Source organism: Xanthomonas sp. D-36-1, from assembly GCF_017746155.1.
Classification (GTDB): Bacteria; Pseudomonadota; Gammaproteobacteria; order Xanthomonadales; family Xanthomonadaceae; genus Xanthomonas; species Xanthomonas cissicola.
In genome coordinates, this window is the sequence record NZ_JAGHWR010000019.1 from 1 (window position 1) to 25,046 (window position 25,046).

A 25,046-nucleotide genomic window follows, 5' to 3' on the forward strand; every position below is an offset into this window, starting at 1 on the left:
GTTGATCAGACCTTCCTTAGAAACACCTTCTGCGGCGGCGGGTGCATCAGGAACTGCTGATGCGAAATATTCCACGCATACGCGCCCGCTAGCGGGAAGGCCAGGCAATCGCCAGGCGCCAGCGCGGCGACATGCTGATCGCGTGCCAGCACATCCTTGGGCGTGCATAACTGGCCGACCAGGGTCACCGGGGTCTCGCGCAACACTGGCGCACGCTCACCGCGCAATACACGGAACGGATGATCGTGGCCTTGCGCGGCCGGCGTACGAAAGTGATGCGTGCCACCGCGGGCGATCGCAAACCAGGCGCCGTGGCTGCGTTTGAGATCGAGCACCTCCATCAGGTACCAGCCGCAGCTGGCGCTGACATAGCGGCCCGGTTCCAGGCGCAGGCGCAGGTCGGTGCCATGGTCGCGCAGCAGGGCAGGCAGCCCGGCGCAGAAGCCGGCCCAGTCGAACGACGCGTCCGGTGCCAGATAATCCACACCGAAGCCGCCACCGGCGTTCACGCGCAGTGGGCCAAGCGCATAGGTGTGCCGCCACTGCTGCACGATGCGCAGGTAAGCGGCGATCAGATGCAGTTGTGCGGTGTCGTCGCGTTGATGCGACATCAGATGGAAATGAAAGCCTGTCAGGCGCAGCGATGGGCTCGCCTGTAGTCGCTGCATCGCTGCGTGCAGATCGCACGGATCCAGACCGAAAGGCGAGGGCTGCCCGCCCATCATCAAGCGCGTGCTTTGGGCGCCGGGCACGGCGATATTCATGCGCAGAAACACCGGCACGCAGCGGCCGGCGTGCGCAGCGACCTCCGCCAGCCGTTCGAGTTCGCTCAGGCTTTCCACATGCACGGTGCAGTCGGGCAGGGCGGCTGCCTGGGCGAGCTCGGTGTCGAGTTTTCCCGGGCCGCCAAACAGCAAGGGCGCCTGTGGTTGCTGCGCATGCAGCCAGGCCAGTTCGCCACCGGAGGCGGCCTCGAAGCCGTCCACATGGGGTGCCAGCGTGCGCAGGATCGGTGGCTCTGCATTGGCCTTGGCCGCATAGAACAGTTCGCACTGCGCCGGCAACTGCGCACGCATCCAGGCCGCATGCCTGTCCAATGCGGCCAGATCGTAGACATACGCGCAGATCTGGCCATCGCAGCGTTCGCGCACCTGCGGCAAGGCAGCAAGCATTGCGGCGGTATCGATCTGCAGACTCACGCCGCCACCTGCCGCTGCGCCGCGATGCGGGGGATGGGATTTGGCAGCGCGGTGTAGTCGGATTGGCGATCGGCACGCTGCCATAGACGGGTGCCCAGATTGTTCTTGCCCGGCAGTGGTGCGCCGTCGAGCAGGCCTTGCAGCGCCGCTTGCGCGCCATGGCGTTGTTGCCAGCGCAATGCGATCTCGCCCACGCATTGCCATAGCCGCGCTTCGAGTGCGGCATCGCCTTCGCCGAGATGAAAGATCGCCTCGGCCAGATTGTTGACCAGCGCGCAATACGCCACCCGGTTCCAGCCCTGTTCTGGCGTGTAGTACAGCGATTGGCGTGCGCGTTCGCCGACGCCGCGCAGGCGCGCGGCCGGCCAGTGATGGGCGAGCAGCTTGGTGCCTTCCAGGTCGCGGACCCACACCCGCGTCGGCCAGCCGCCGGCAAAACCGATCACGGTGTTTTGCAGGTGCGGCTCCAGCGCGATGCCATGCTGGAACAGCGCGCTCCACACCCCATCCAGCAGCAGCCCGGCATAGGCGCGGAACCACAGCAGCGTTGCGGTTGGGCGGTCCATCTGCGCGCTGCCGAGCGCCCGCAGGCGCGCAGCGCACACGCTATTGCCCTGCGCATCGCAGGTGAACAAGGCCGCAGCCACCTGCGGTTGCCAGCGTGCCCGTTGCGCGGCGGGAATGCTTTGCCGGTACAGAATGCCGAAGCTTTCCGACAGGCCGCGTGCGGCCAGCGGGTCGGCGGCATGCAATGCGGGATCGACCGAGGCCACGTCCAATGACGTCGCCGCCGGCTCCAGCATCACATCGAAACCCGGCACCTGTGTGGCCAGGGCACGCCAGCTCGGTGCCAGCAGTTCGGTGAGCGCAACCGCACTCTCCAGTTCGTACCAAGCGTTCTTGCGCACGCAGTTGGTGAGCCGTACATGCACCGAACACTTGAGGAAATACGCGAGTTCCGGGTGATACAGCGTGCGGACCGACGAGGTCGGCCGCAGTGCATCGCCCAACGGGCCGACCGGCGCGATCAGGCCGCGCGCCTGCAAGCTGCGCAGCAAGGGGGCGTCGAGCAGCCGCTGCGCTTCCCAGGGGTGGCAGGGGTAAAGATCGTCGCTGCCGCAGAGCTGCCTTAGTGTCGCGCGCACGTCGCGTCCCTGTGTGCGTAGCAGGCGCGGGTCGATGCGGAACCAGAACAGCTGGAACGCCGCCCGCGCTTCCGGTGCGCAGGCCAGCACCTGATCCAGATCCACGCCCTCGCGGCTCTTGGGCGTGGGGTGCAACGCATGCCCCCAGAGCATCGATTGTTCGGCGTCGATCATCGCCTCGCCGGTGGCGGGGGTGACCTGCGCCTGGCGCAATAATGCAGCGGTGACGGCCAGGCTGTTGGCGCTTTGCGCCAGCAGCTCCGGGTTGATGGCCTGCGCGCTGCCCAAGGCCTGCAGCAGGCAGCGTGCCAGCGCTTGCGCATCCAGGCTATGCCACGGTTTGCCGGCGCTCTTGAGAAACGGCGCGGAGGCGAAACGGCAGCGGCCCAGGCGATCGGCATGGGCGATACGCACGCACAGCGCACCGCTCTCGCCCAGATCGATGCGCAGCCAGCGTTGTTCTGCCACGCGTGGGCCGGGCCGATCCAGTCCGCGATAGTCGAACTGCACCGCATGCTGCGGAATCGCGAATTCGCGCAGATAGCAGTTCAACCAGCAGCTGCAGGCCTGCGCGTCGGCCATGCTGTCGTACCAGGGGTCATGCATCGTGTGCGGCGACATCGGCAGTTCTCCTCGAAGGGAAGCGCACCAGAACGGTGAGTGCAGCAGTGGCCGCGGCCAGCGCGGCAGCCAGGAAAGGGGTGGCGGGGCCGGACGCCTGCGCCAGCGCACCGGCGGCGGCACCGGCGAAGACGCCGGCCCATTTGCCGCAGGCATCGAAGCGGCCGAACAGTCGCCCGGCGCTATGCCCGCTGGCGATGTGCGCCAGGCTGCGGTTGAGTCCACGCAGCCCGAACAGCATGCCGAAGCCGAACAACAGCCGCGCTGCTGCCAGTGCGAGCGCATCGTGCAACAGCGCCTGCCACACGCAGGCCACCGCGAACAACGCCAGGCCCGGCAGCAGCCATGCTTGGCCATCGCCGCGTCGCCACCACGGCAGCACCACCAGATACACCAGATGCGGCAGGCTGTAGAGCAGGCCGGCAAGCGCATCGTGGCCTGCGCCGCGCGCGAGCGCATACGGAATGAAATACGGGAACGTCACCACCATCGCGAAGCAGAACAAGAACTGGGCGAGCAGCAGGGTTGGCCACGAGGGCGCGGCGATGGTGCGCGGCGATGCAGGCGATGAAGCGGCCTGCTTCAAAGACGTAGCAGGTGTGCCGGCAGTGTGTTCTCGCGCAGCAGGCTGATCGGCCGGCAGTCGCCACGTCAACGCAAACGCAATCAATGGCAGCAACGCCAGTGCGCGATACAGCGATTGCGCAGGGCCCAGCGCCAGTGCCAGGCCCAGCAGTGCCGGCGCACTCACCATGGCAAGCCGGGCCGAATATTGAGTCCAGTCCAGCGCACGCGCCAACGGGCCGGCCTGCGGCTGGCTGGCCAGATACGCATTTGCCGCCGCCAGCGAACCGCCGCAGGTGCCCTGTACGATCAGGCCGATCACCAGCCAGGTCAGCGACGGCGCGAAGCCGGCAATCGCAAAGCCCAGCGCCAGGCCCAGTTGTGCGCGCAGCAGCGAACGCTTGCGTCCATTGCGGTCCGCCCAACGTCCCCAGGTGCTTGCCGTCAGCGCGGTGCAAAGCGTGGGCAATACATACAGCACGCCGCTCCAGCCCACGGCGGCCGACGGTGCGAGTTCGGCCAAGACCTGCGGCAGAAACAGCGGCATGCCCAGCGCCGTGAATGCCGCCAGATAATGCGCAGCCAGCACCGGACCCAGGATGCGCCTCATCGCGCCGCGCCCGCTTGCGTGCGCGGCGGATGTCGCGCATCGGCGAACGCATCGCCGAACGGATTGGGCGCGCTGTCGCCGTAGAACTTGTTGATGTCGGTGGCGCCGGTGAGCTGCTTGCTGAGCAGGCTGCCGGCGCTGAGCAGGTACTTCACCGGCAGCCGTGGCGCGGCCAACAGGCGGCGTGCGGGGCCGATATCGATGCCGTCGCCTTCCACCTGCGCCAGCGTTGCAGCGACCTGGGCCTGCAACTGCGCGTACAGCGGCGCGCGGAGCGCGGGCTGCCATTCGGCCAGGCCTTCCAGCACCGCCTGCAGATCCAGCTGCAGCACGATCGTGCAGAACATCTGCGCCAACGCCTGTGGATCGTCTACCGCAATACGCGCATCCTGCAACGGGCCCAATGCATCCACCTCCGGCAGCGCTTCCCGCAATTGCGGCAGCGCAATACGCGCAGCGTCGTTGTCCTTCATCAACAGGCGCGTGGCTTGGCCATCGGCATACACCAGCACGCTGTTCTGCTGATTGGCTTCCAGTGCAACGCCATAACGCAGCCACAGGCGCAGATGCACGGCAAGCAGCAGCTCGGTGTAGTCGCGCCACCAGCGCAGCACTTCGCCATGCGCAAAACGTTCGGCAAGATGGATCGCCATCGGGCGGCCATCGGGCATGGGCGCGCACAGTGCAGCGACCGGGACCAGCGTGGCATCGTCCAGCGCTGGGTAACGCCGCACCAGATAGGCCAGATGCCGCGTCTGCCCGACATGCCCCCCGTGCGACTCGTCGACGAACACGCAACGGCCTTGCAGTGCAGGGTCGACCGCATCGATGTGCCGCAATGCGCGCTCCATCCAGTGCCCGTCATACAGCGTGGACGGCTTGATCAGACGCAGGTTGAGGGCGCCCAGCGTGCGCATCGGAATGGGCAATTTGAGATGCAGGTGCGGATGCTGCAACGGCACCAGCGTGCGCACCGACAGCGTCGGGCGCACGTCCAGCCAGGCGTTCGGCGCTCGCTGCACGCCCTCGGGCAGCGCGAAGCCTTCCTGCTCCAAGCGCTCCCAGACCAGCGGATGCACGGGCCATGCGAGATGCGTGGCAGCCAGTTCCGGCGGCAGACCCAGGTTTTCGAACTGCGGCCATAGCGCGGCCGGCGGGGCGCTGGTGCATTGCGCCAACGCCTGTGGAATCGCCAGCCAACGCAGCGCAAAGGTCGGCGCGAATTCCGGCGCGTAGTGGCGCAGCTCGGCCGCCTCCAGCCCGGCCTTGGCGCGCGCGGTGGGATAGAACGGATGGTCGCGGTAGCTGGCCAGTTGGTCGCAGCGGTAGGCGCGCTCGGCGGCATCGCGGTGATGCAGCGCAGTGCGCAACGCCGGTGCCTGCGCGTGGTAGGCCTGCCGCGCCAGCCCGCGGTGCGCAGCGGCGCAGTCGGCTTCGTCGGCGTAGGCGCGATGCAGCTGTTGCGTTTCGCTATCGAGCTGTGCACCCAGGCGTTGCAACCAGGCGTGTGCGCCACGTTCGACATGCACGCCGTCGTTGTTGCGCACAATCCAGCTGTCGCCGCAGGCCCCGATGTCCTGCAGCGCGCCTTGACGGTGGATCGGCAGCCACACCGTGCCGCCGGGCAGGTGGGCGATGCGCCACCAGCCTTGCACCGGGATGGGGTCGGTCCACTGCGCCAGCACCTCGGCGTCCGGTACCGCGGCACTGCCGCGGGTCGCGATCCCGCGCAGGTCTTCGCGCAGGCAGGCATCGATGATGCGGGTGGCGATGTAGCGTTGGTCGGCCATGCTGCTCATGCGCGCAGTTCCGCGCCATCGATGCGCCACTGCAGCCCCGCTTCGGCCTGCACCACTGCGTGTTGCAGGGTCTGCGCATCGCGTGCCAACGCGCTCAGCACGCCCAGGTAATCCTTGTTGGAATGGCTCAGGCGGATGCGCTCGCCCGGTGCGCGCATCCGCCGGTACTGCACGTCGCTGTGCGCATCGCGCTGGCGGTGGTCTTCGCTGGCGGCGACCAGTTCGCCATCGTGTTCTGCCACGTAGTAGCGCAGCAAGGCATGTGCATGGGCACTGCGTAGCTGTGGCAACGGCAGGCCCAGATGCGGTGCCAGCGCCGCGTTGAACCATTGCTTGGCAAACATCTCGTCGAGCAGGAATTCGCGACGGTCGCCGATGCTGCGGTAATTGATCTCCACCAGAACCGGCCCGTCGCCGGTGAGAATGAATTCGCTATGGCACAGCCCGAAGCCGACACCGAACGCGCGCAACTGTTGCAGCGCCTGGGCGATCACCGTGGTGTCCACGTCGGCATCCCACTGCGCTTCGCATTCGACGAAATGCGGTGGCGGCGACAACCGCACCTTGAAGCCGCCGACGGCTTGCAGGCGCTTGCCATCGCCCAGCGTTTCCAGCGTAAACAGCGCACCTTCCAGCATGCTTTCCAACAGCACGGCGCGCTGCGGATGGCGCTGCCATACATCGTCCAGGTAGGCCTGCAATTGCGCTGCATCGGCGCAGTGGCGCACATCCAGGCTCGCCACGCCCTCGCGAGGTTTGGCCACCACAGGCCATGGAATCTGTGCCGGCAACGCCGCGCCCGGCGCCAGCGTGCAAAACCATGGGCAGGGCAGCCCATTCGCACGCAAGCGTTGGCGCATCGCGGCCTTGTTCTTGGCGGCGTAGCACACCTGCCAGTCCTTGCCCGGCAGGCCAAGCGCTGCGGCCACCAGCGCGGTGCTGGTCTGCAGGTGGTCGCTATTGCTGAAGACCGCGCGCGGGGCGATGCCTGCATCGTGCAATACGTCGAGGACGCCGAGCGGATTGAACACGTCGCATTCGATCACCTGCTGCGGTGCATGGCTCGGATGCTCGCGGAAATAAGCCAGGTGGTCGAGCCGGTGGTCGGTCAGCAACCACACCGGCAGGCCCAGCGCGTGCGCGGCCGGCAGGAAACCTTCGGTGATGGCCGGATGGCAGACATGGGTGAGGATCACCAACGGTGCAGCGGATGTCGCAGTCATGGCAGCTCTCGTTCGACAGGACGGTGGGGGAAACCGGTACTGAAACGGGCTGCCTGGCGCCATGGCGGCGGTGGGTGGCCTGCGATACGTCGATCGCATGCCGCGTGCTGCGGCAATGACGCGTGCCTCATGCACGCCGTGTTGTCTTGGCGGCTGTCAGTACGACCGCCGTTGCTTCACGCGCAACCTACGCCTTTGCGTTGGTCGTGTGCAGCGCTTGCCACGTGATGCAGGTTTAAAACGTGTACTCCAGTCCGGCAGTGACGGTGCGCGCAGGCGCGGCCTGGCGCCCCCAGGGGCTGGTGTCCACGCCACGAAACCAGTAGTGCCGGTCGAACAGATTGTTGATCGCCAACGATGCACTGAACTTCTGTCCATCGCGTTCGAACAAGGTATGGCTCACTTGCGTGTTCCAGACCATGTAGGCCGGCAACTGACCCACCGACGCGATGGCATTCTCTTGCACGGTGTTGGCCGCGTCGCTGAAGGCCTTGCTGAAGTAATAGCCGGAAAGCGCGACAGTGGTGTGACCGAGCGCGTAAGTGCCGCCCAGCGTGATCTGGTTGCGGGAGGTGTAAGGCACACGCAAGCCGCGGAAGGCGCCCGATTCCTGGCTGGCATCCAGATAGGCATAACTGGCGTTGAGGGTGAGCGCACGCAGTTGCTCAGGGCTCCACTGCAATTCCAGCTCGCCACCTTGATGGCGGGTCTTGCCCAGGTTGCGGAACACGCGCGTGGTGTTGTCGAGTTGAATCTGTTGATCGAAATCGATGAGATAGCCACCCAACTGGATACGTGTGCGCTCGTTGGGTTGATAGCGCGCGCCCGCCTCGTAATTCCAGGCCAGTTCGGCATCCAGGTTGTTGCCGAAGATGATCTGGGTCACCTGCGGCGCGCGCATCGAGCGCTGCCCGTCGGCGTAGAAGAACCACTGCTCAGTTGCCTGGAAGCCCACCGTCAGGCCGGGCAGGACATCGCGCGTCTGGTTGAGCGTGCTGACGCCGGTGGCGCGATTGAAATAGCGCGAATCCAGGCGTTCGTAGCGCAGGCCCGGCGTGATCGTCACGCGCTCGCCCGGCAAGGTGATGGCGTTGCTGACGTATGCGGCCAACGCGCGGTCTTCGAACCGCCAATCGCGCACGGTGGTGAACAGCCCGTCGCTCAGACGCAGATTGCCGACCAGGAAATCGATGTCCTCGCGCACTGCACGCACCCCGGCAGTCCACTGCTGACGCACGCCACCGGCATCGCCCATGCTCCAGCTCAGCCGTGGTTCGCTGCCGACCACGCGGAAATCGCGCGGTGCGGTCTGGCGCAGTTGCGGTGGCAGGTCCGAGCGCCAGGTTTCGGTGGAGGCCTGGCGCATGCCGACGATGAAATTGCGACTGCTGAGTGCACTGAAGTTGCTCCAGTCCAGGCGCACGTCCTGCAGCGGTCCCCAATCGCCCAGCAGCTGTTCGTAGCTCAGCGACGTACGTGTGGTGCGGCCGTTGAAGCTGTCCAGCGGGCGCGTGGACTGGCGCGGGTCGCGCCGATAATCATCCGGGCTCAGCGCGCCGGCCAGATCCATGTCGACCAGGTACCGCTGCACGCTGGCCTTGAGCAGCTTGGTGTCGTCCAGCCACCATTCGGCACGGACGCGCAGATTGCTGATGTCGGTGTCGCTATGCGCGCGCCAGTACTGGCCATAGGTGCGATTGGCATCGATCTGCATCCCGAAGTTATCGGTGAGATATCCACCGCTGCTGAGCGCACTGTCCTGCAGGAACCGGCCCTGGCCGCCGGCGGTGACCTTGTGCGCCAGCGTGGTGCTCCACGCGCTCGGGATCTCCTTGCTGACCAGGTTGATCACTCCGCCCACGTTATTCGGCCCGTACTGTACCGCTGCGCCGCCGCGCACGATGTCGATGCGGTCGATCTGGTTCAGTCCTACCGGAAACAGCGACAGGCTGGTCTGCCCATACGGGGCCAACGCCAATGGAATGCCGTCTTCGAGCACCTGCACGCGACCGCTACGGCTTTCGTACAGGCCGCGCAGCATCAGCTGCGGCAGCGCGCCGGTGCCGGTTTCATCGAAAATCTTGATGCCCGGCACGCGTTGGAGGGCATCGTCCAGCGAACGATTGCCGCCATTGCGCAACTGGTCACGGTCGATCACCTGGCGGCTGCCGGCATAACGCTGCACATCGTCGGGCTTGGAGCGCCCGAGCAGGCTGCCTTGCACCTGGATCGCGTCCAGCGCACGGATCGGCGTGCCGCTAACGGTCGCATCAAGCGCATCGGTCGTCGGCGTATCGCTTGCGCGCGTCAGCTGCGGCAGCGTCAGCGTGCTCGCCGCGATAGCGATGGCCAGGGCGTGGAAACGGAACGTCGACATCTACGGCGTGCTCCTGCAGGCGGGAGGTGATTGGGGGACGGCAAGGCTGGCCAAATGGCCGCGCAAGGCGCGTTGGATCAGCGCGCGGTCTTCGCCGGCCAGCATCCAGCGCAACTGTGGCTGTTGCAGCCAGTGCGCACGTTGCGCGTCGGTGCGCGGATTGGGGCAGAACGGGACGTTTGCAGCAATGCACTTTGCATGCAGTTGCAGCAGCAATTGCCACACCTGCGGGTGGGTGGGCTGCGCGCCCAGACCCAGATCCAGCGCCAGATCCAGCGCGCCTTCCATCACCAGGGCCACGCCCGGGATGGCAAGAATCTCCGGCAGGCCAGCCACGCCGGCGGCGCTTTCGATCATCGGCACGAGACGGATGTTCGCATTGGCCTGCGCGATGTAGGTGGGCAGATCGACGTTGCCGAAGCCGGTGACACGGCCGCCGGTGATGCCGCGCCGGCCCAGCGGCGGGAAGCGCGCCGCAGCGACGGCGTCAGCGATCTGCGCCGCAGACTCGGCCCGCGGAATCACGATCCCGCGCGCACCGGCATCCAGCACCCGGCCGATCAGTTTTTCGTCCACCTCCGGCACCCGCACCCAGGCTTCGCAGCCGGACAGTTCACAGGCACGGATGGCATGCTCCAGTTCGTCGGGCGCGCGCAGCACATGCTCCAGATCCAGCACCACGAAGCCATAGCCGAGACGGCCCAGCAGCTCGCAGAGCTGCACGCTTGGCAATGCATTGAGGATGCCGACTGCAACCGCCATGGAAGAGGCCGTCAAGTAAACGGGCGCTCATCCTGCGCTTGATGGGAATGATTATCAAGTGTGTCTGAAGGGAGGTTTTTGCTGCCCTGGTCGCAGTTTGGAACAGCGATCAAGCCGATGTTTTCGAACTGAAGTGTCTGCCAGAAATGGAAAAGCCCGCGGGCGTTGGACGCCGACGGGCTTCGGCGTGTTGGTCATCCGGGGCGGACGCCGCTGCTGTCGGATGCAGCGCTTACCGCCGTACAGACGCGCCAGCTCCAGAAGCAGCTTGTGCGTAGATGACGTGCTGACGGCGGACGGGTTTTGCGGAAAGCGCCATCCGCGCGCGCCCAACTACGACGCCGGCACGTTCAACGCGCGATACGGCGGGGTGGACATCACCATTTCGGCCAGCGAATAGGCCAGTTCGCGCTCGGCCAGTACCGCGCCGTCGGCGCCATGTTCGAGCAGGTGCTTGACCTCGGCATCGCTGTGGGCGCGCGCCAGCAGTGTCAGCGAGGGGTTGATGACGCGCAGCTTGGCCAGTGCTTCGCCGGCTTCCAGCGGCTGCGGAATGGCCAGGATCGCGATCTTGGCGTGCTCCGGGCGCGCCTCGGCCAGCACGCGGTCCGCTGCCGCGCTGCCCCGGATGCCGGGAATACCGGCCGCATGCGCCTTGGCGACGTGGTCGCCGTTGTCGTCGATCACCAGCACCGGCACGCCGCGGCTGCGCAGCAACTGCGCCAGCGAACTGCCCACGCGGCCGTAGCCGATCACGATGGCATGCCCGTCGGCCGGCAGCGGCGGGCCGGGCGGCAGTTCCGGCTCGACGGCGGCGGGCGCGTCCTGCGCCTGCTTGGCCTGCCAGCGGTCCAGCCACGAGAACAGGAACGGGTTGGCCACGATCGACAGCAGCGCGCCGGCCAGGATCAGGTCGCGGCCGGTTTCCGGCAGGATCGCCAGTTGCACGCCCAGGCCGGCCAGGATGAAGGAAAACTCGCCAATCTGCGCCAGGCTGGTGGAAATGGTGAGCGCCGTGCCGGTGGGGTGGCCAAACGCGCGCACGATCAGAAATGCCGCCAGCGACTTGCCCACGGTGATGGTCAGGAAGGTCGCCAGGACCTGCCACGGGTGCGCGATCAGGATCATCGGGTCGAACAACATGCCCACCGAGACGAAGAACAACACCGCAAATGCATCGCGCAGTGGCAGCGAATCGTTGGCGGCCTTATGGCTGAGTTCCGATTCCTTGAGCAGCATGCCGGCGAAGAACGCGCCGAGCGCGAACGACACGCCAAAGAACGTGGCCGACACGAATGCCACGCCCAGCGCGATGCCGAGCACGGCCAGGGTGAACAGTTCGCGCGAGCCGGTTGCCGCCACTTTTTCCAACGACCAGGGAATCACGCGCCGGCCGATGACCAGCATCGCCGCGACGAACGCCACCATCTTGAGCAAAGTCACGCCCAGCGCGGCCAGCAGCGAGGGCGATTGGGCATCGTGCGCCGCCGCTGGCGTGCCGGTACCGAGCACATCCGCCAGCGCCGGGAGCAACACCAATGCCAGCACCATCACCAGGTCTTCGACGATCAGCCAGCCCACCGCGATGCGGCCGCGCTGGGTGTCCAGCAAACGGCGTTCTTCCAGGGCGCGCAACAGCACCACCGTACTTGCCACCGACAGCGCCAGGCCGAACACCAAGCCGTGAATCAGCGACCAGCCCATGCTCCACGCCAGCGCCCAGCCGAGCAAAGTGGCCACCACGATCTGTGCCAGTGCGCCGGGCACCGCGATCCACTTCACTTCCATCAAATCGTCGAGCGAAAAATGTAGCCCCACGCCGAACATCAGCAACATCACGCCCAGTTCGGACAGCTGGTTGGCGATGGTCTGGTCGGCCACGAAGCCCGGCGTAAACGGCCCCACGCACACGCCGGCCAGCAGATAGCCGACCAGCGGCGAGAGCTTCACCTTCTGCGCGAGCGTGCCAAGGATGAAGGCGACCGCGAGGCCGACGGCGATGATGTCGATGAGGCTGGTGTCGTGATGCATTCCAATCCGTTGTGAGAGTGTCCGGGAGATCGTCGAAGTCGACCAGCCAACGGCACTGCGCCGGGCGTCGCCTGCGGGCATTGCGTGGTCATGGCTGGAGTCCGGCAGGGGGAACTGGACCGCAAGACAGGTCCGGTTGGCCGGACGCCCATAGTACACAGCGCATGATTAACGCGATGCGACACGCGGCGCATGCGCGCGAACAGATACATGCATCAGGCGCCGCGCGTAAACCGCTGTGCCCATGCCTACCTCTGCGAGCTGAGACGCACGGCGCAAGTCCGGCACGCCGGCTCAACATTGACGACACCGCTTCGCGCTTGCGCAAGGCCGGGGCATGGCGCATGCCGATAATTCGGGCTTCCAGTGAAGCACCGGCGTTCTCCGGCAGGCGCACGCATGCATCGCTCCCGTTGCGGGTGATGCCACATGAGCAAGTCCATGCATCTCAGCGATTTGGCAACACCCCAGTTCCGGCACGATCCCTATCCGACCTACGCACGCCTGCGCGAGGAAGGCCCACTGGTGCAGGTGGCAGACGGCCGGCTGATGTCCGGCCGCTACGCCATGGTCGATCGCCTGCTAGGCGATCGCCGGGTCGGCCGCGACTATCTGCAAAGCATTCGTCTGCGCTACGGCGAGACGGCGGTGCACCTGCCGCTGTTTCAGGGCATGAGCCGCATGTTCCTGCTGCTCAATCCGCCGCTGCACACCCAGTTGCGCGGACTGATGACGCAGGCCTTCGGTGCTCGGCAGATGGAGTTCATGCGTGAGGTAGCCAGCGATACCGCCACCGGCTTGATCGACGCTTTCCAGGCCAACGGCCACTGCGATCTGCTGACCGAGTTCGCGTTCCCGCTGCCGATCGCCATCATCTGCCGGATGCTGGACATCGATGCAGCCGATGTCACCGCGCTGAGCCACGCGACCAGCGCGCTGGCAAAAGTCTTCGATCCGATGATGACGGCGGAAGAACTGCAGGCGACCAGCGTGGCGTACGACCAGCTGGCGAGGTATTTCCACGGCGTGATCGCGCAACGTCGCAGCGATGGCGGCGACGATCTGATCGCGCGCTTCATCCAGGCCGAGGACAACGGCCGCCGCCTGAGCGAGGAGGAGATCGTCTCCAACGTGATCCTGCTGTTCTTTGCCGGCCACGAAACCACCTCCAACATGATCTGCAATGCGCTGGTCGCCCTGCATCGGCATCCGCAGCAATTGCGCCTGCTGCAGGAAACCCCGAGCCTGCTTCCCAACGCGGTGCTCGAATGCATGCGCTACGACAGCTCGGTGCAGATCGCCACGCGCACCGCCTTGCAGGATTTCGAGATCGAGGGCGTGGCGGTTCCCCAGGGCGCCATGCTGTATCTGATGCTGGGCGCGGCCAATCACGACACGCTGCAGTTCACCGACCCGCAGGTGCTGGATATCCGCCGCCAGCAGGGCCGCGCGCTGTCGTTCGGTGGCGGCATCCACCACTGCCTGGGCAACCGGCTGGCCCTGATCGACATGGAAGCCGCGCTGGCCTGCCTGCTTGCGCGTCTGCCGGCGCTTCGGCTGGAGCAGCTGGATACGCTGAGCTGGAACGATCGCGCCAACCTGCGCGGTGTCGACGCGCTGCTCGCCTCCTGGTGAGCTGTGGCCAGGCGGTGCAGCGACGTGACGTGCCGGGATGGAATCGCAGCGGCAATCACCGCGCTGGCAATCGTCGTGGCAGACGAGGCATGGCCGCTGCACCCGAATCGAGATGCCCACACCCACAAACACCGCCGATCACTCGGCGGTGTTTGCGTGTACGCATGCCCGGATCGGCAGGTTCGCTCGAGCCGGCCGATCAGAAGCGGTAGGTCACCCGGCCGTACCAGTAGCGACCGTTGAAGCCGAACGGCGACAACGAGGAGTACTGCAGACCGCTGGCGCGATCATCGTAGCCGGTGGTCAGCTGTGCCTTGGTCGGATACTGGTTGGTGACGTTGTCGGCACCCACGGTGAAGGTCAGCGCCTGCCAGGTGTAGTTGGCCGCCAGATTGAGGATCCAGCGCGCCGAGTAGGTCTGGTCCTGGCTGCCGTCGGCCGGATCGCCGATGCGCTTGATCGCGCCATAGCGGGTGGCATTGCCATTGAGCGAGAAGCCGTCCAAGGTCCAGTCCGCTGCTAGCATGTACTTGGTGCGTGGCGTGGATTCGGTCAACAAGCCCTGGCTGGCGCGTCCGAAGTTCGGATTGGACAACTCCAGGATCTTGGTCTTGTTGTAGTTGGCGCTGGCGCTCAGGTTGAGGCTGCCGCCGGCACCGAGATCGGCCCGATAGCTGTTGACCCAGTCGACGCCGCGCGTGCGGCTGGTGGCGCCGTTGACGAAGAATTGCACGGCACCGACCTGGCCGATCGGCTGGGCGAGCTGGATCTGGTCCGAATACAGGATCTGGTCCCAGATGCGGATCTGGTACACGTCCAGCGTCGAGGTGAAGTTGGCGGTCGGCTGCCAGACGCTGCCGATCCCGTAATTGGTGGACTTTTCCGGGCTCAGCGGACGCGCGCCCAGCTGCACGGCGATCGGGTCGGAGGTGCGATACGTGCCGACCTGGATCAGCTGACCGTCCTGCGGCAAGGTCACCACCGAGGCGTAGTTCTGTTGCGCCAACGAGGGCGCCCGAAAGCCGTTGGAGACCGTTGCGCGCATGGAGAACGTATCGGTGAACGCATAGCGGGCCGACAGCTTGCCCGAGCGGGTGGAACCGGCATCGCTGTAGTTCTCGTAACGCCCGGCGATACCGCCGGACAGCTTGTCGGTCAGGTCCGCTTCCAGCGCTGCGTATGCCGCATTGCTGTGGCGGCCGAACTTGCCGGCCACCGAGGGTTCCAGGCCGGAGAACACCTGCGCACCGCCGGGGTAGGGGCTTCCGGTCTCCGGGTTGATGGTGTCGGGGTCGAAGAAATACGACGCCGGCGAGCCGGCGACGATCTCGTAGCGGTCCTGGCGGTGTTCGACACCGAAGGCCAGATTGACCGGATAGGCCAGCCCCCAGTCGAAGGACTTGTTGAAGTCGGCGTTGAGCGTGCCCTGTTCGGTTTCGAAACCGCCGGAATTGAAGTTCGTCGGCGAGCTGCCCGTGCTCCAGTACAGATTGGTGTTGATGCTGTTGAGGATGTTGAAGGTCATGTCGTTCTTGCCGTAGGTGGCCGACACGTCCCAATGCCAATCGCTTTCGGTGGTGCCCTTGACGCCGAGCACCGCCGAGCGGTCGTTGATCGGGTTGTAGATCTGCGGCAGGAAGCCATTGGGATACACCGCCTGCACATTGCGGTCGCTGTTGTCGTAGGCACGGTAGTAGCCGTTGGAAGTCACTTCGCGGCGGCTGACGCTCAGATGGCCATACAGTTCGACGTTGGGTGTGAAGTCATAGCCGAACGCGGCCAGGCCCTGGTAGAACCTGGCATCCGGATCGCCATGGCGCTGGTAGGGCACGCCGCTGGGATTGGCTGCGCCGGCAAGCGTGGTGGCGCGATTGGTGTTCTCGCTGCGGTTGGTGTCCATCGAATTCTGGTAATTCCACGACAGTCGCACCCAGCCAGGCGCGGTATCGCCGCTGGTGGCGCCGAACGGCAGGCCGACCGAGCCGTCGATACCGTTCTGTGCGCCGTCACCCTTGTCCATGATGCCGCCATTGACCGAAATGCTGTTGCTGCCGGCAGCGGCGCCGTGCTTGAGCACGATGTTGACCACGCCTGCAATCGCATCGGAGCCGTATTGCGCCGACGCGCCATCGCGCAGCACCTCGATGCGGGCGATGGCCGACATCGGCAGCGAGTTGAGATCGGCCGGTGCCGAGCCGCGGCCGACATAGGGGTTGTAGTTCACCAGCGAGGAGGTGTGATAGCGCTTGCCGTCGACCAGAACCAGCACGTTGTCCGGCGACAGCCCACGCAGCGTGGCGGGACGGGCGGCGTCGTTGCCGTCGGCGATGGCCGGGCGCGGAAAGTTCAGCGACGGCAACAGCTTGCCGAGCGCGGTGGCGACATCGGTGGCGCCGGTGGCCTGCAACGACTCCTCGGAGATGATGTCGATCGGCGATTCGGATTCGGCCACGGTCCTGTCGCTGACGCGCGTACCGGTGACGATCAGGGTGTCGAGGGTTTTCTGCGGCTGGGTCGATTGCGACTGCGCACCGGCAGCGAAGGAACAGACGGTGAGTGCGACTGAAATCGCCAGCGAGAGTGCGTTGGAGTTGTGCATGGGAGTCAAGGCTCGAAAGGAGTGATGGACGTAGCGACGAAGCACCGTAAATACCGGGGGAATGAGACTGCGTACGGGTAATCGGCCATGCCTGCGCGCCGCTTGCTGCCGCAGTACGGAGCAGTGCGCGCGAAGAGGGCAGCAATCGGCAACGCGCGGTGTGGCGCCTTGCGCACTTTGCTGCGCGCGTCCTTGCTGAAGCGGTGCAGCGTGCAGCGGAGAGCGTCTAACCTGACCACCTCACGTATGCGAGGGTGGCCAGGGACGGTGACGTGGCGACACGTCAAACGTGCAGTGCCGCGCGACTCAAGTGCCGGTCGTGGCCGACCGGCACTTGGGAGTTACCACTTGTAATTCACGTTTGCATAGACCAGCGCGCCGTTGAAACCGAACGGTGAGGCGCTGCTGTAGGGCAGGTAGGTGCGCGTGCCCAAACCGGCTTGCTGGCGGTCTGGATACTCGTTGAGCACGTTGTCGCCACCAACGGTGAAGTTCCACGCGCCCAACTTGTAGGACGCGGCCAGATCCAGCGTCCACTTGGCCGCGTAGGTCTGGTCGCTGCCGGCGTTGGTGCCGAACGTGCTGAACTCGCCCCAGCGCGTGGCGGTGCCGGTGAACGACCAGTTGCCCGGCGACCAGGTACCGCCGAGGAAGAACTTGTCGCGCGGCGTGCCTTCGGTGATACGGCCGATTTCGGCGCGGCCGATGCGCACCGCACTCGGGTCGATCGCCATCAGCGCTGCCGGGTTGTCGGCGATGCGTTTGATTTCGGTCTTGTTGTAGTTGTAGCCGGAGGTCAGCTCTACGCTGCCGCCATCCAGGTTCCAGCGATAGGTGCCGACCGCATCCACGCCTTGGGTCTTGGTGTCTACCGCATTGGTGAAGTAGCGCCCGCCACCGATGCCCGGGAAGCCATTGGCCTGCAGGTAGTTGCGGACCGCATTGGAGGTGAGGTTTTCAGACAGCACGATGCGATCGTCGATATCGATGCGATATGCATCCACCGTGATGTACAGATTCTCCACCGGCTGCAACACCACGCCCAGGCCGTAATTCTTGGATTCTTCGGCCTTGAGCGGTTCGGCACCGAGCGCAATCGCGGCAGGGTTATCGGTACGGAAGGTGCCGATCTCGAACGGAATCGCGGTCACCGTGCCGTTGGGCTGTGCCACGTTGAGGAACTGGGTGGCGATCGACTGGAAGTTCTGCTGCTGCAGCGACGGCGCGCGGAAGCCGGTGGACGCAGTCGCACGCACCGCCACCTTGTCGGTAAAGGCATAGCGCAGCGACAGCTTGCCGGTGGCGGTGTCGCCGAAGTCGCTGTACTTCTCGTAGCGCCCTGCCAGCCCGGCCGACAATTTTTCGGTCAGATCCGCTTCCAGATCGGCGTAGACCGAATGACTGTTGCGGTTGTAGTAACCGGCGTCGGAGAGCTTGAAGCCCGGGAACACCTGTGCGCCGGGAATCAACGATCCGTTGGCCGAGGGAATACCGCCGTTGGCCGAGGACGCCGCATCGCCGGGCGACTGGTTGAACTTCTCGCCGCGCCATTCGGCACCGAAGGCCAGCGTCACCGGATAGGCCAGGCCCCAATCCAGCGTCTTGGTGAAATCGGCATTAAGCACGTTTTGTGTCACTTCCAGCGTACCGGCGTGGAAGTCGGTCGGGCTGGTCACGCCGAGGCTGTTGTTCAAGCTGTTGCGCACATCGAAGGTGAGATTGTTCTGGCCGTAGTTGTAGCTCAGATCGATGTTCAAGCCACCTTCGGTTGAGGTCTTCAGACCGCCTACCCACGAGACGTCTTTGCTGACGTTGTAGATCTGCGGAAGGAAGCCGTCCGGATAGATTTCCGGGCGGTTGCGATTATCGCCGGCAAAACGGAAATAGCCGTTGGACAATACTTCGCGCCGGCTGACCATGCCGAACGAATAGAAGGTGAGGTAATCGGTGGGGCTGTATTCGCCGTTGAACGAAAGCGCGCCCTGGTCGATGTCGGGGTCGCCGTAACGTTGCTCCACACGGCCCTGGAAGGGCAACGCGCGGTTGGTCTGATCCGAGTGCCCGGCCTGTGCGGCCAGGTGCACCTTGCCGGTGCCGGCGAAGCTGAAACCGGCATCGCCGGACAACTGATACTGCTCGCCGTCGCCAGCGCTGTACTTGCCATAGCGGCCATTGATGCTGCCGCCTTCGCCGCTGCCCTTGAGCACGACATTGATCACGCCGGCGATGGCATCCGAGCCGTATTGCGCCGATGCACCATCGCGCAGCACTTCGATGCGCTCCACCGCGGCGATCGGAATGGTGTTGAGGTCTGCCGGCGAAGAGCCACGCCCCTGGGTATCGTTGAGATTGATCAACGCCGTGCTGTGGTAGCGCTTGCCGTTGACCAGCACCAGCACCTGATCGGGCGACAGGCCGCGCAGCTGTGCCGGACGCACCGCGTCAGAGCCGTCGGAGATGGCCGGGCGCGGAAAATTGAGCGAGGGAATCGCGCGTGAAAGCGCGGTCGCCAATTCGGTGGTACCGGTCGATTCCAGTGCCTGCGGCGAGATGATGTCGATCGGCGATGCCGATTCGGCGACCGTGCGATCGGCCACACGCGTGCCGGTCACGATCAGGGTGTCGAGTGTTTTCTGGGTCGGCGCCTGCGACTGTGCAGATGCGGTTGAAGCGGAAAACGACAGTGCAAGAACAACGGCGACTGCGAGTGGACTGGTCTTGCAATTCATGCGGTGACAACTCCGAGTGGGGAACGGATGCATCGCAGGGGCCCCCTCCCGGGCCGCGTCCATCGCGGCAGCTGCGGTGCGTTCTCAACCATTAACCACGTGTAACCGCATGTCAAATTTTGGTTACGTTGCGCAAGCAACTGTCATCCCTGTCGTGCTACTGGCAACGTTGTCATCGTGCACCAAATTGATGCGACGCGTGCACCAGACTTGCTGCGGCGGGCGCTCGCTTGCACCATAGTGGACGGCAATACCAGTTATGAAACTTGCGCATCAGAATGTGATCTGCACCGCATCTGCACTGCGTTGCGCAACACCATGGAAGACCGCTTCGATGTTGTTGCCGTCCGGATCGAGCACGAACGCAGCGTAGTAGTGCGGGTGATAGGGGCGCTGGCCGGGCGCACCATTGTCGCGACCCCCATGGGCGAGTGCCGCCTGATGGAAGGCCTGCACCATCGCCACATCGCGTGCCTGAAACGCTAGGTGATGGCGGCCGGTCAGCACACCTTGTGCCACCGTGTTGCGGTCGGAGACGAACAGTTCGTCGGCCCAGAAGAAGCCGTCGCCTTCGCCACCGACCGGAATGCCGAGCACGTCCAGCACAGCCTGGTAGAAGCGCCGGCTGGCCGGTAGGTCCTGCACCACCAGGTGCAGATGGTCGATCAAGCGTCCGCGCGACAGCTGCGATGTTTGCATGGAGCGTGCTCCGGCAATGACGGGAGCACAGTTGATACCACCGCAGCTGCCGGCTGTTCTTCACCTCGCAGCGATGCGGTGCGCAGGGCGGCTTCCAGAGCGTGGCGCGTAGTTGCCAGGTGCGCGCAGACGGCGCACACCAACCGCGGTGCACGCATGGTCGATGCTGCACCGAGCACCGAGCACCGGCTGCGTCCGCCTGGCGCTGGCAGTGAGTGTGTTTGCCGCTCCAAAGAGGCCGTAGGCAACGCCTGGCCGATACGCACACGCCCCGGGCTGGCCGGGGCGTGTGGTCGACTCTCGATGTCGAAGATTGCCATGCGTGCATCGACGCCGCGTTCTCGATCACGGCGCAGGCTGCGGATGCCTCGTGCTGATCGCGAGATGGCCGATCGCATCGCCCGCCTCACGATCACGAGGACGAGATCGGCTGCTCAAGCGCAGCGCTTACCAGCGGTAGTTGATGCGCCCATACACATACGCACCGTTGAAGCCGAACGGCGACAGGTTGCTGTAGGGGAATTGCCCGCTGGTGGAATTGGCGAAGCTGTTTTCGTCCGGATATTCATCCAGCACATTGTCTGCGCCCAGCGTCAGCGTCCAACGGTCGACCTTGTAGCTGGCCGATGCATCCACCACCCACTTGGCACCGAAGGTCTGGTCGTTGCTCGCGTCTGCCGGGCGGGTGCTGTACTTGCCGTAGCGCGTGGCCCCGAGTGCCAGCGTCCAGTGCTCCAGGTTCCAGCTGCCGTTGATCAGGAACTTGTCGCGCGGGAAGCCTTCTTCGATGCGGCCACGCTCGGTGCGGTCGATGCGCTCCAGGCTCAGCCCGTTGGCCGACAACGCTGCCGGGTTGGCGGCCACGCTGCGCACCTCGGTTTCCGAGTAGTTGTAGCCGGCGGTCAGGTCCACGCTGCTGGCGGCCAGCTGCCAGCGGTAGCTCCCCACCACGTCCACGCCGCGCGTGCGCGTGTCCACTGCATTAGTGAAGTAGCGCCCGCCGTTGATGCCGAAGATGCCCTGCGATTCCAGCAGGCTGCGCACGCCGGTGCCGGTGAGGTTGGACGACAGCACGATGCGGTCGTCCACATCGATCTGGTATGCATCCACGGTGAGGTAGAGCGCATCGGTCGGCTGCAGCACCAGGCCCAGGCTGTAGGACAGCGAGGTTTCCGCATCCAGCGGTTCGGCGCCGAGCGCGCGCGCTACGTTGCTGTCGGCGGGGAAGGTGCGGATCTCGAACGGGTTCGGGTTGCCGGCCAGGAAGGTGGTGCTGGTGGACTGGAAATATTGCTGCGCCAGCGATGGCGCGCGGAAGCCCGACGACACCGTGCCGCGCAACGCGATCCTGTCGGTGAAGGCGTAGCGCGCCGACAACTTGCCCGAGGCCTGGCTGCCGAAATCGCTGAAGTCCTCGTACCGCCCGGCCAGGCCGGCAGAGAACTTGTCGGTGAAGTCGGCTTCCAGATCCGCATACAGCGCGTAGCTGTCGCGCGAGTACTGGCCCGAGACGCTGGGCGCGAATCCACCGAAGCCCTGCGCGCCGCCGGCCAGTGTGCCGGTCTGGAAATACGAGCCCACTTCGCCCGGTGACTGGTTCCACTTTTCGTTGCGGTACTCGGCGCCGAAGGCCACCGTCACCGGATAGGCCAGGCCCCAGTCGAAACCGCGCTTGACGTCCAGGTTGACGATGTTCTGCGTGGTTTCCAGCGCGCCGTCGTAGAACGAGGTGGGCGAGGTCGGGCCCAGGCTCACATTGAGCGTATTGCGGGTATGGAAATCGATGCGGTTGTAGCCGTAGTTGTAGCTGGCGTCCCAGTCCCAACCGCTGGCGGTGGAACCGCGCACGCCGGCCACCAGCGAGCGGTCCTTGGCGTAGGTCTGGATTTCCGGCAGGAAGCCCTGCGGATAGATCGACAAGATATTCTGGGTGGTGCTGCCCGGCGCGCGGAAGAACGCGAACGAGGTGATGTCGCGGTTGCTGGCGGTGGCGAACGCATAGCCGGTGATGCTGTCGCTGAAGGCGAATTCGGTATTGGCCGAGACCGCCTGCGCATTGACCTCCGGGTCGCCGATCTTGAACGCCTTCTGGCCGACTGCCGGCTGCGAGACGCTGGGCGCGCCGGCATAGGCGCGCGCACGGTCGGTGGGATCCTGCTGGTTGAGCTGGGCGGCGACGTGCAGCCAGCCGCGGTCGCCGCCGTAGGCCACGCCGGTGTCGCCGGAGAGCTCGTAGTTGTTGCCGTCGCCCGCCGAATACTGGCCGAAGCCGGCTTGCAGGCTGCCGCCCTTTTCTGCGCCCTTGAGCACGATGTTGACCACACCGGCAATGGCGTCGGAGCCGTATTGGGCCGAGGCGCCGTCGCGCAGCACTTCCACCCGTGCGATGGCCGCGACCGGGATGGTGTTCAGATCCACCGCCGCCGCGCCGCGACCAATGGTGCCGTTGAGGTTGAGCAGCGAGGAGGTATGGCGGCGCTTGCCATTGACCAGCACCAGCACCTGATCGGGCGACAGGCCGCGCAGCTGCGCGGGGCGGATCGCGCTGGTGCCATCGCTCAGCGCCGGGCGCGGGAAGTTCAACGAGGGCAGGGCGCGCGCCAGCGCGGTGGCCAGTTCCGGGGTGCCGGTGGCCTGCAGCGATTCGGCGCTGATGATGTCGATCGGCGACTGCGACTCGGCCACGGTGCGGTCCGACACGCGGGTGCCGGTGACGATGACCGTATCCAGGGTGTTGGCCGGGGCAGTCGCCGGCGCGGCGGTCTGGGCCAGGGCGGGGGAGGCAAGCAGTGCAGCGACCACGGCGGTCGCAAGCGCGGAAACGGGGGTGTTCATGACAACTCCAAAAACGTGGGTCCAGGCAGGACCAGGCAAGGCTAGGCAGGCGGCGGTCGCGGGAGGGCGAAGAAGACGGCGGCCACGCTGAAGGCGCTAATTATTCGTTAACGCTAGAATGGCGTCGCAGGAATGCTGCTCATCTGCTCATTCCTTTTCGTTCTATTGGACTGTCCATCAATGATTTCCCTGCGTAACTTCTCCATGCGACGCGGCGAGCGTCTGCTGCTCTCCAATGTCGACCTGACCATGCACGCCGGCTACCGCGTCGGTGTGGTGGGCCGTAACGGCACCGGCAAGTCAAGCCTGTTCGCTGCGGTGAAGGGCGAGCTGGAGGCCGACAAGGGCGATGTCGATCTGCCCGGCAAAGTGCGCACGGCCAGCGTTTCGCAGGAAACCCCGTCCTTGCCCGACCCGGCGCTGTCGTTCGTACTGGGCGGGGACATCGAAGTCTCCGCGGTGCTGCAGGAAGAAGCCGCAGCCACCGCGCGCGAAGACTGGGAGGCGGTGGCCAACGCACACCAGAAAATGGCCGAGATCGGTGCCTACGACGCCGAAGCGCGCGCCGGCAAGTTGCTGCACGGTCTGGGATTTCCAGCAGACACGCACCATCGCGCGGTGTCGTCGTTCTCCGGCGGCTGGCGCGTGCGGCTGAATCTGGCGCGCGCGCTGATGATGCCCAGCGACCTGCTGCTGCTCGACGAACCGACCAACCACTTGGACATGGATGCGGTGCTGTGGCTGGAGCAGTGGCTGCTCAAGTACCCGGGTACGCTGCTGCTGATTTCGCATGACCGCGAATTTCTCGACAACGTGGCCACCCACACCCTGCACCTGCATGGCGGCACCGCCAAGCTGTATGTCGGTGGCTACACCGATTTCGAACGCCAGCGCATCGAACATTTGCGTCAGCAACAGATCGCGCACGACAAGGAACAGGCCGAGCGCGCGCATCTGCAGAGCTTCATCGACCGCTTCAAGGCGCAGGCCAGCAAGGCGACCCAGGCGCAGAGCCGCATGAAGCGCCTGGCCAAGATGGCCGGCACCGAGGCGGTGCGCGCCGAGCGCGAGTTTCGCATCCAGTTCGCGCAGCCCAATCGTCTGCCGTTTTCGTTGATTCGGTTGAATCATGCCGCTTGCGGCTATGCCGCTGCGCCGCGGGATTCTGGAATCGGGAATGGGGAATCGCAAAAGCGTGGTTCCAGCGATGCCATTACCGTGCTGCATGATGTTGGATTCGGGCTAGAGGCGGGTGACCGGATTGGTTTGCTTGGGCCCAATGGCGCGGGTAAGTCGACGCTGGTCAAAACGCTGGTGGGCGAGCTGGCGCCACTATCTGGCGAGCGCAGCGCGCATCCGGATTTGCGCATCGGTTACTTCGCCCAGCACACGGTGGAATCGCTGCACGAAGGCCAATCGCCGATGGACCACTTCCGCGAGCTGTCGCCGGATGGCGCCAATCAGGCGTTTCGCGATTTTTTGGGTAAATGGAATTTCGCCGGCGACCGCGCCTTCGAAGTGGTGGATGGCTTCTCCGGCGGCGAGCGCGCGCGTCTGGCGCTGGCGTTGATCGCCTGGCAGCAGCCGAACGTGCTGCTGCTCGACGAACCGACCAACCACTTGGACCTGGAAATGCGTGAAGCGCTGGCCGAGGCGCTGAGCGATTTTGAGGGGGCCATCGTGATGGTCTCGCACGACCGCCATCTGATCGGCCTGGTCTGCGACAGTTTCTGGCGCGTGGCCGATGGCGTGGTCGAGCCGTTCGCCGGCGACCTGGACGAATACGCGGCCTGGTTGCGTAGTCGCCCGGCTGCGCAGGGCACCAAGCAGAAGATGGCCGAAGTGGCGCCGACTCCGCCACCGCCCACCAAGCCGCTGCCGCCGAAAAAAGCCGTCAACCCGCACAAGCTGGCCAGCGCCGAAAAGCGCGTCGGCGAGCTGGAAGCGGCGCTTGCTGCGCTGGATCGCGAGCTGGCCAATCCCGGCAACTACGCCGACAGCGAGAAGATGGCCGTGCTCGGACGCGACCGCGAAGCAACCGCGCTGCAGCTGGCTGAGGCAGAGGCGGCGTGGATGGAGTTGATCGACGGTGCGTAAGAGCGGCTGACAATACGACTGCGCAGCCATCGGGTGGCTGCGGCCGGTGCGCGGTGCGGCAGGTAACCCTCTTACGTTGTGGTTCTGCGCACGGTTCGTACCCGCCTGCCGATTGCGCTAC

General features: G+C 65.4%; 14 protein-coding genes. 2 read left to right on the forward strand and 12 right to left on the reverse strand.

The window, feature by feature from the left end:
• Positions 1-5: 5 nt before the first annotated feature.
• The 8 genes from J7367_RS05760 to ybaL all read right to left on the reverse strand — a co-directional run bounded on the left by J7367_RS05760 (position 6) and on the right by ybaL (position 12,331).
• The gene (locus J7367_RS05760; protein WP_057659633.1) at positions 6-1,199 is read right to left on the reverse strand and encodes a type III PLP-dependent enzyme; all 1,194 of its coding nucleotides are present in this window, start codon (positions 1,197-1,199) and stop codon (positions 6-8) included.
• Positions 1,196-2,965: an IucA/IucC family protein gene (locus tag J7367_RS05765; protein WP_057659630.1), complete on the reverse strand. Its 1,770-nt coding sequence runs from the start codon at positions 2,963-2,965 to the stop codon at positions 1,196-1,198. Before J7367_RS05765 ends, J7367_RS05760 begins: the two co-directional genes overlap by 4 nt.
• Positions 2,943-4,139, reverse strand: a complete 1,197-nt coding sequence (locus tag J7367_RS05770; protein ID WP_007964910.1) for an MFS transporter — start codon at positions 4,137-4,139, stop codon at positions 2,943-2,945. The genes J7367_RS05765 and J7367_RS05770 overlap by 23 nt, the downstream gene beginning before the upstream one ends.
• Positions 4,136-5,938, reverse strand: coding sequence for an IucA/IucC family protein (locus J7367_RS05775; RefSeq protein WP_057659629.1), 1,803 nt, complete (start codon positions 5,936-5,938; stop codon positions 4,136-4,138). Before J7367_RS05775 ends, J7367_RS05770 begins: the two co-directional genes overlap by 4 nt.
• Positions 5,935-7,161 carry an ATP-grasp domain-containing protein gene (locus tag J7367_RS05780; RefSeq protein WP_057659627.1) on the reverse strand — a complete coding sequence of 409 codons (1,227 nt, stop codon included), beginning with the start codon at positions 7,159-7,161 and terminating at the stop codon, positions 5,935-5,937. The genes J7367_RS05775 and J7367_RS05780 overlap by 4 nt, the downstream gene beginning before the upstream one ends.
• A gap of 235 nt (positions 7,162-7,396) precedes the next feature.
• Positions 7,397-9,538, reverse strand: a complete 2,142-nt coding sequence (locus J7367_RS05785) for a TonB-dependent siderophore receptor (protein WP_057659625.1) — start codon at positions 9,536-9,538, stop codon at positions 7,397-7,399.
• Entirely contained in the window at positions 9,539-10,300 is a 762-nt protein-coding gene (locus J7367_RS05790; protein WP_057659623.1) for an aldolase/citrate lyase family protein, read from the reverse strand.
• Between the two features lie 333 nt (positions 10,301-10,633).
• Complete coding sequence (gene ybaL, locus J7367_RS05795; protein ID WP_057659621.1) at positions 10,634-12,331, reverse strand: YbaL family putative K(+) efflux transporter; 1,698 nt, start codon at positions 12,329-12,331, stop codon at positions 10,634-10,636.
• Between the two features lie 441 nt (positions 12,332-12,772).
• Between ybaL and J7367_RS05800 the strand changes: the two genes are divergently transcribed.
• On the forward strand, positions 12,773-13,966 hold the full coding sequence (locus tag J7367_RS05800; RefSeq protein WP_057659637.1) for a cytochrome P450: 1,194 nt from the start codon (positions 12,773-12,775) through the stop codon (positions 13,964-13,966).
• A gap of 199 nt (positions 13,967-14,165) precedes the next feature.
• Here J7367_RS05800 and J7367_RS05805 read toward each other — a convergent pair whose 3' ends face one another.
• The 4 genes from J7367_RS05805 to J7367_RS05820 form a co-directional block, all read right to left on the reverse strand.
• Entirely contained in the window at positions 14,166-16,565 is a 2,400-nt protein-coding gene (locus J7367_RS05805) for a TonB-dependent receptor (RefSeq protein WP_007964924.1), read from the reverse strand.
• A 341-nt stretch (positions 16,566-16,906) separates the two neighbouring features.
• Positions 16,907-19,294: a TonB-dependent receptor gene (locus J7367_RS05810; RefSeq protein WP_022558709.1), complete on the reverse strand. Its 2,388-nt coding sequence runs from the start codon at positions 19,292-19,294 to the stop codon at positions 16,907-16,909.
• Between the two features lie 273 nt (positions 19,295-19,567).
• Positions 19,568-19,993, reverse strand: a complete 426-nt coding sequence (locus tag J7367_RS05815; protein ID WP_007964927.1) for a VOC family protein — start codon at positions 19,991-19,993, stop codon at positions 19,568-19,570.
• A 447-nt stretch (positions 19,994-20,440) separates the two neighbouring features.
• Positions 20,441-22,828, reverse strand: a complete 2,388-nt coding sequence (locus J7367_RS05820; RefSeq protein WP_057659619.1) for a TonB-dependent receptor — start codon at positions 22,826-22,828, stop codon at positions 20,441-20,443.
• 180 nt (positions 22,829-23,008) lie between these two features.
• Between J7367_RS05820 and J7367_RS05825 the strand changes: the two genes are divergently transcribed.
• Positions 23,009-24,925: an ABC-F family ATP-binding cassette domain-containing protein gene (locus J7367_RS05825; RefSeq protein WP_042675375.1), complete on the forward strand. Its 1,917-nt coding sequence runs from the start codon at positions 23,009-23,011 to the stop codon at positions 24,923-24,925.
• The last annotated feature ends 121 nt before the right edge of the window (positions 24,926-25,046 follow it).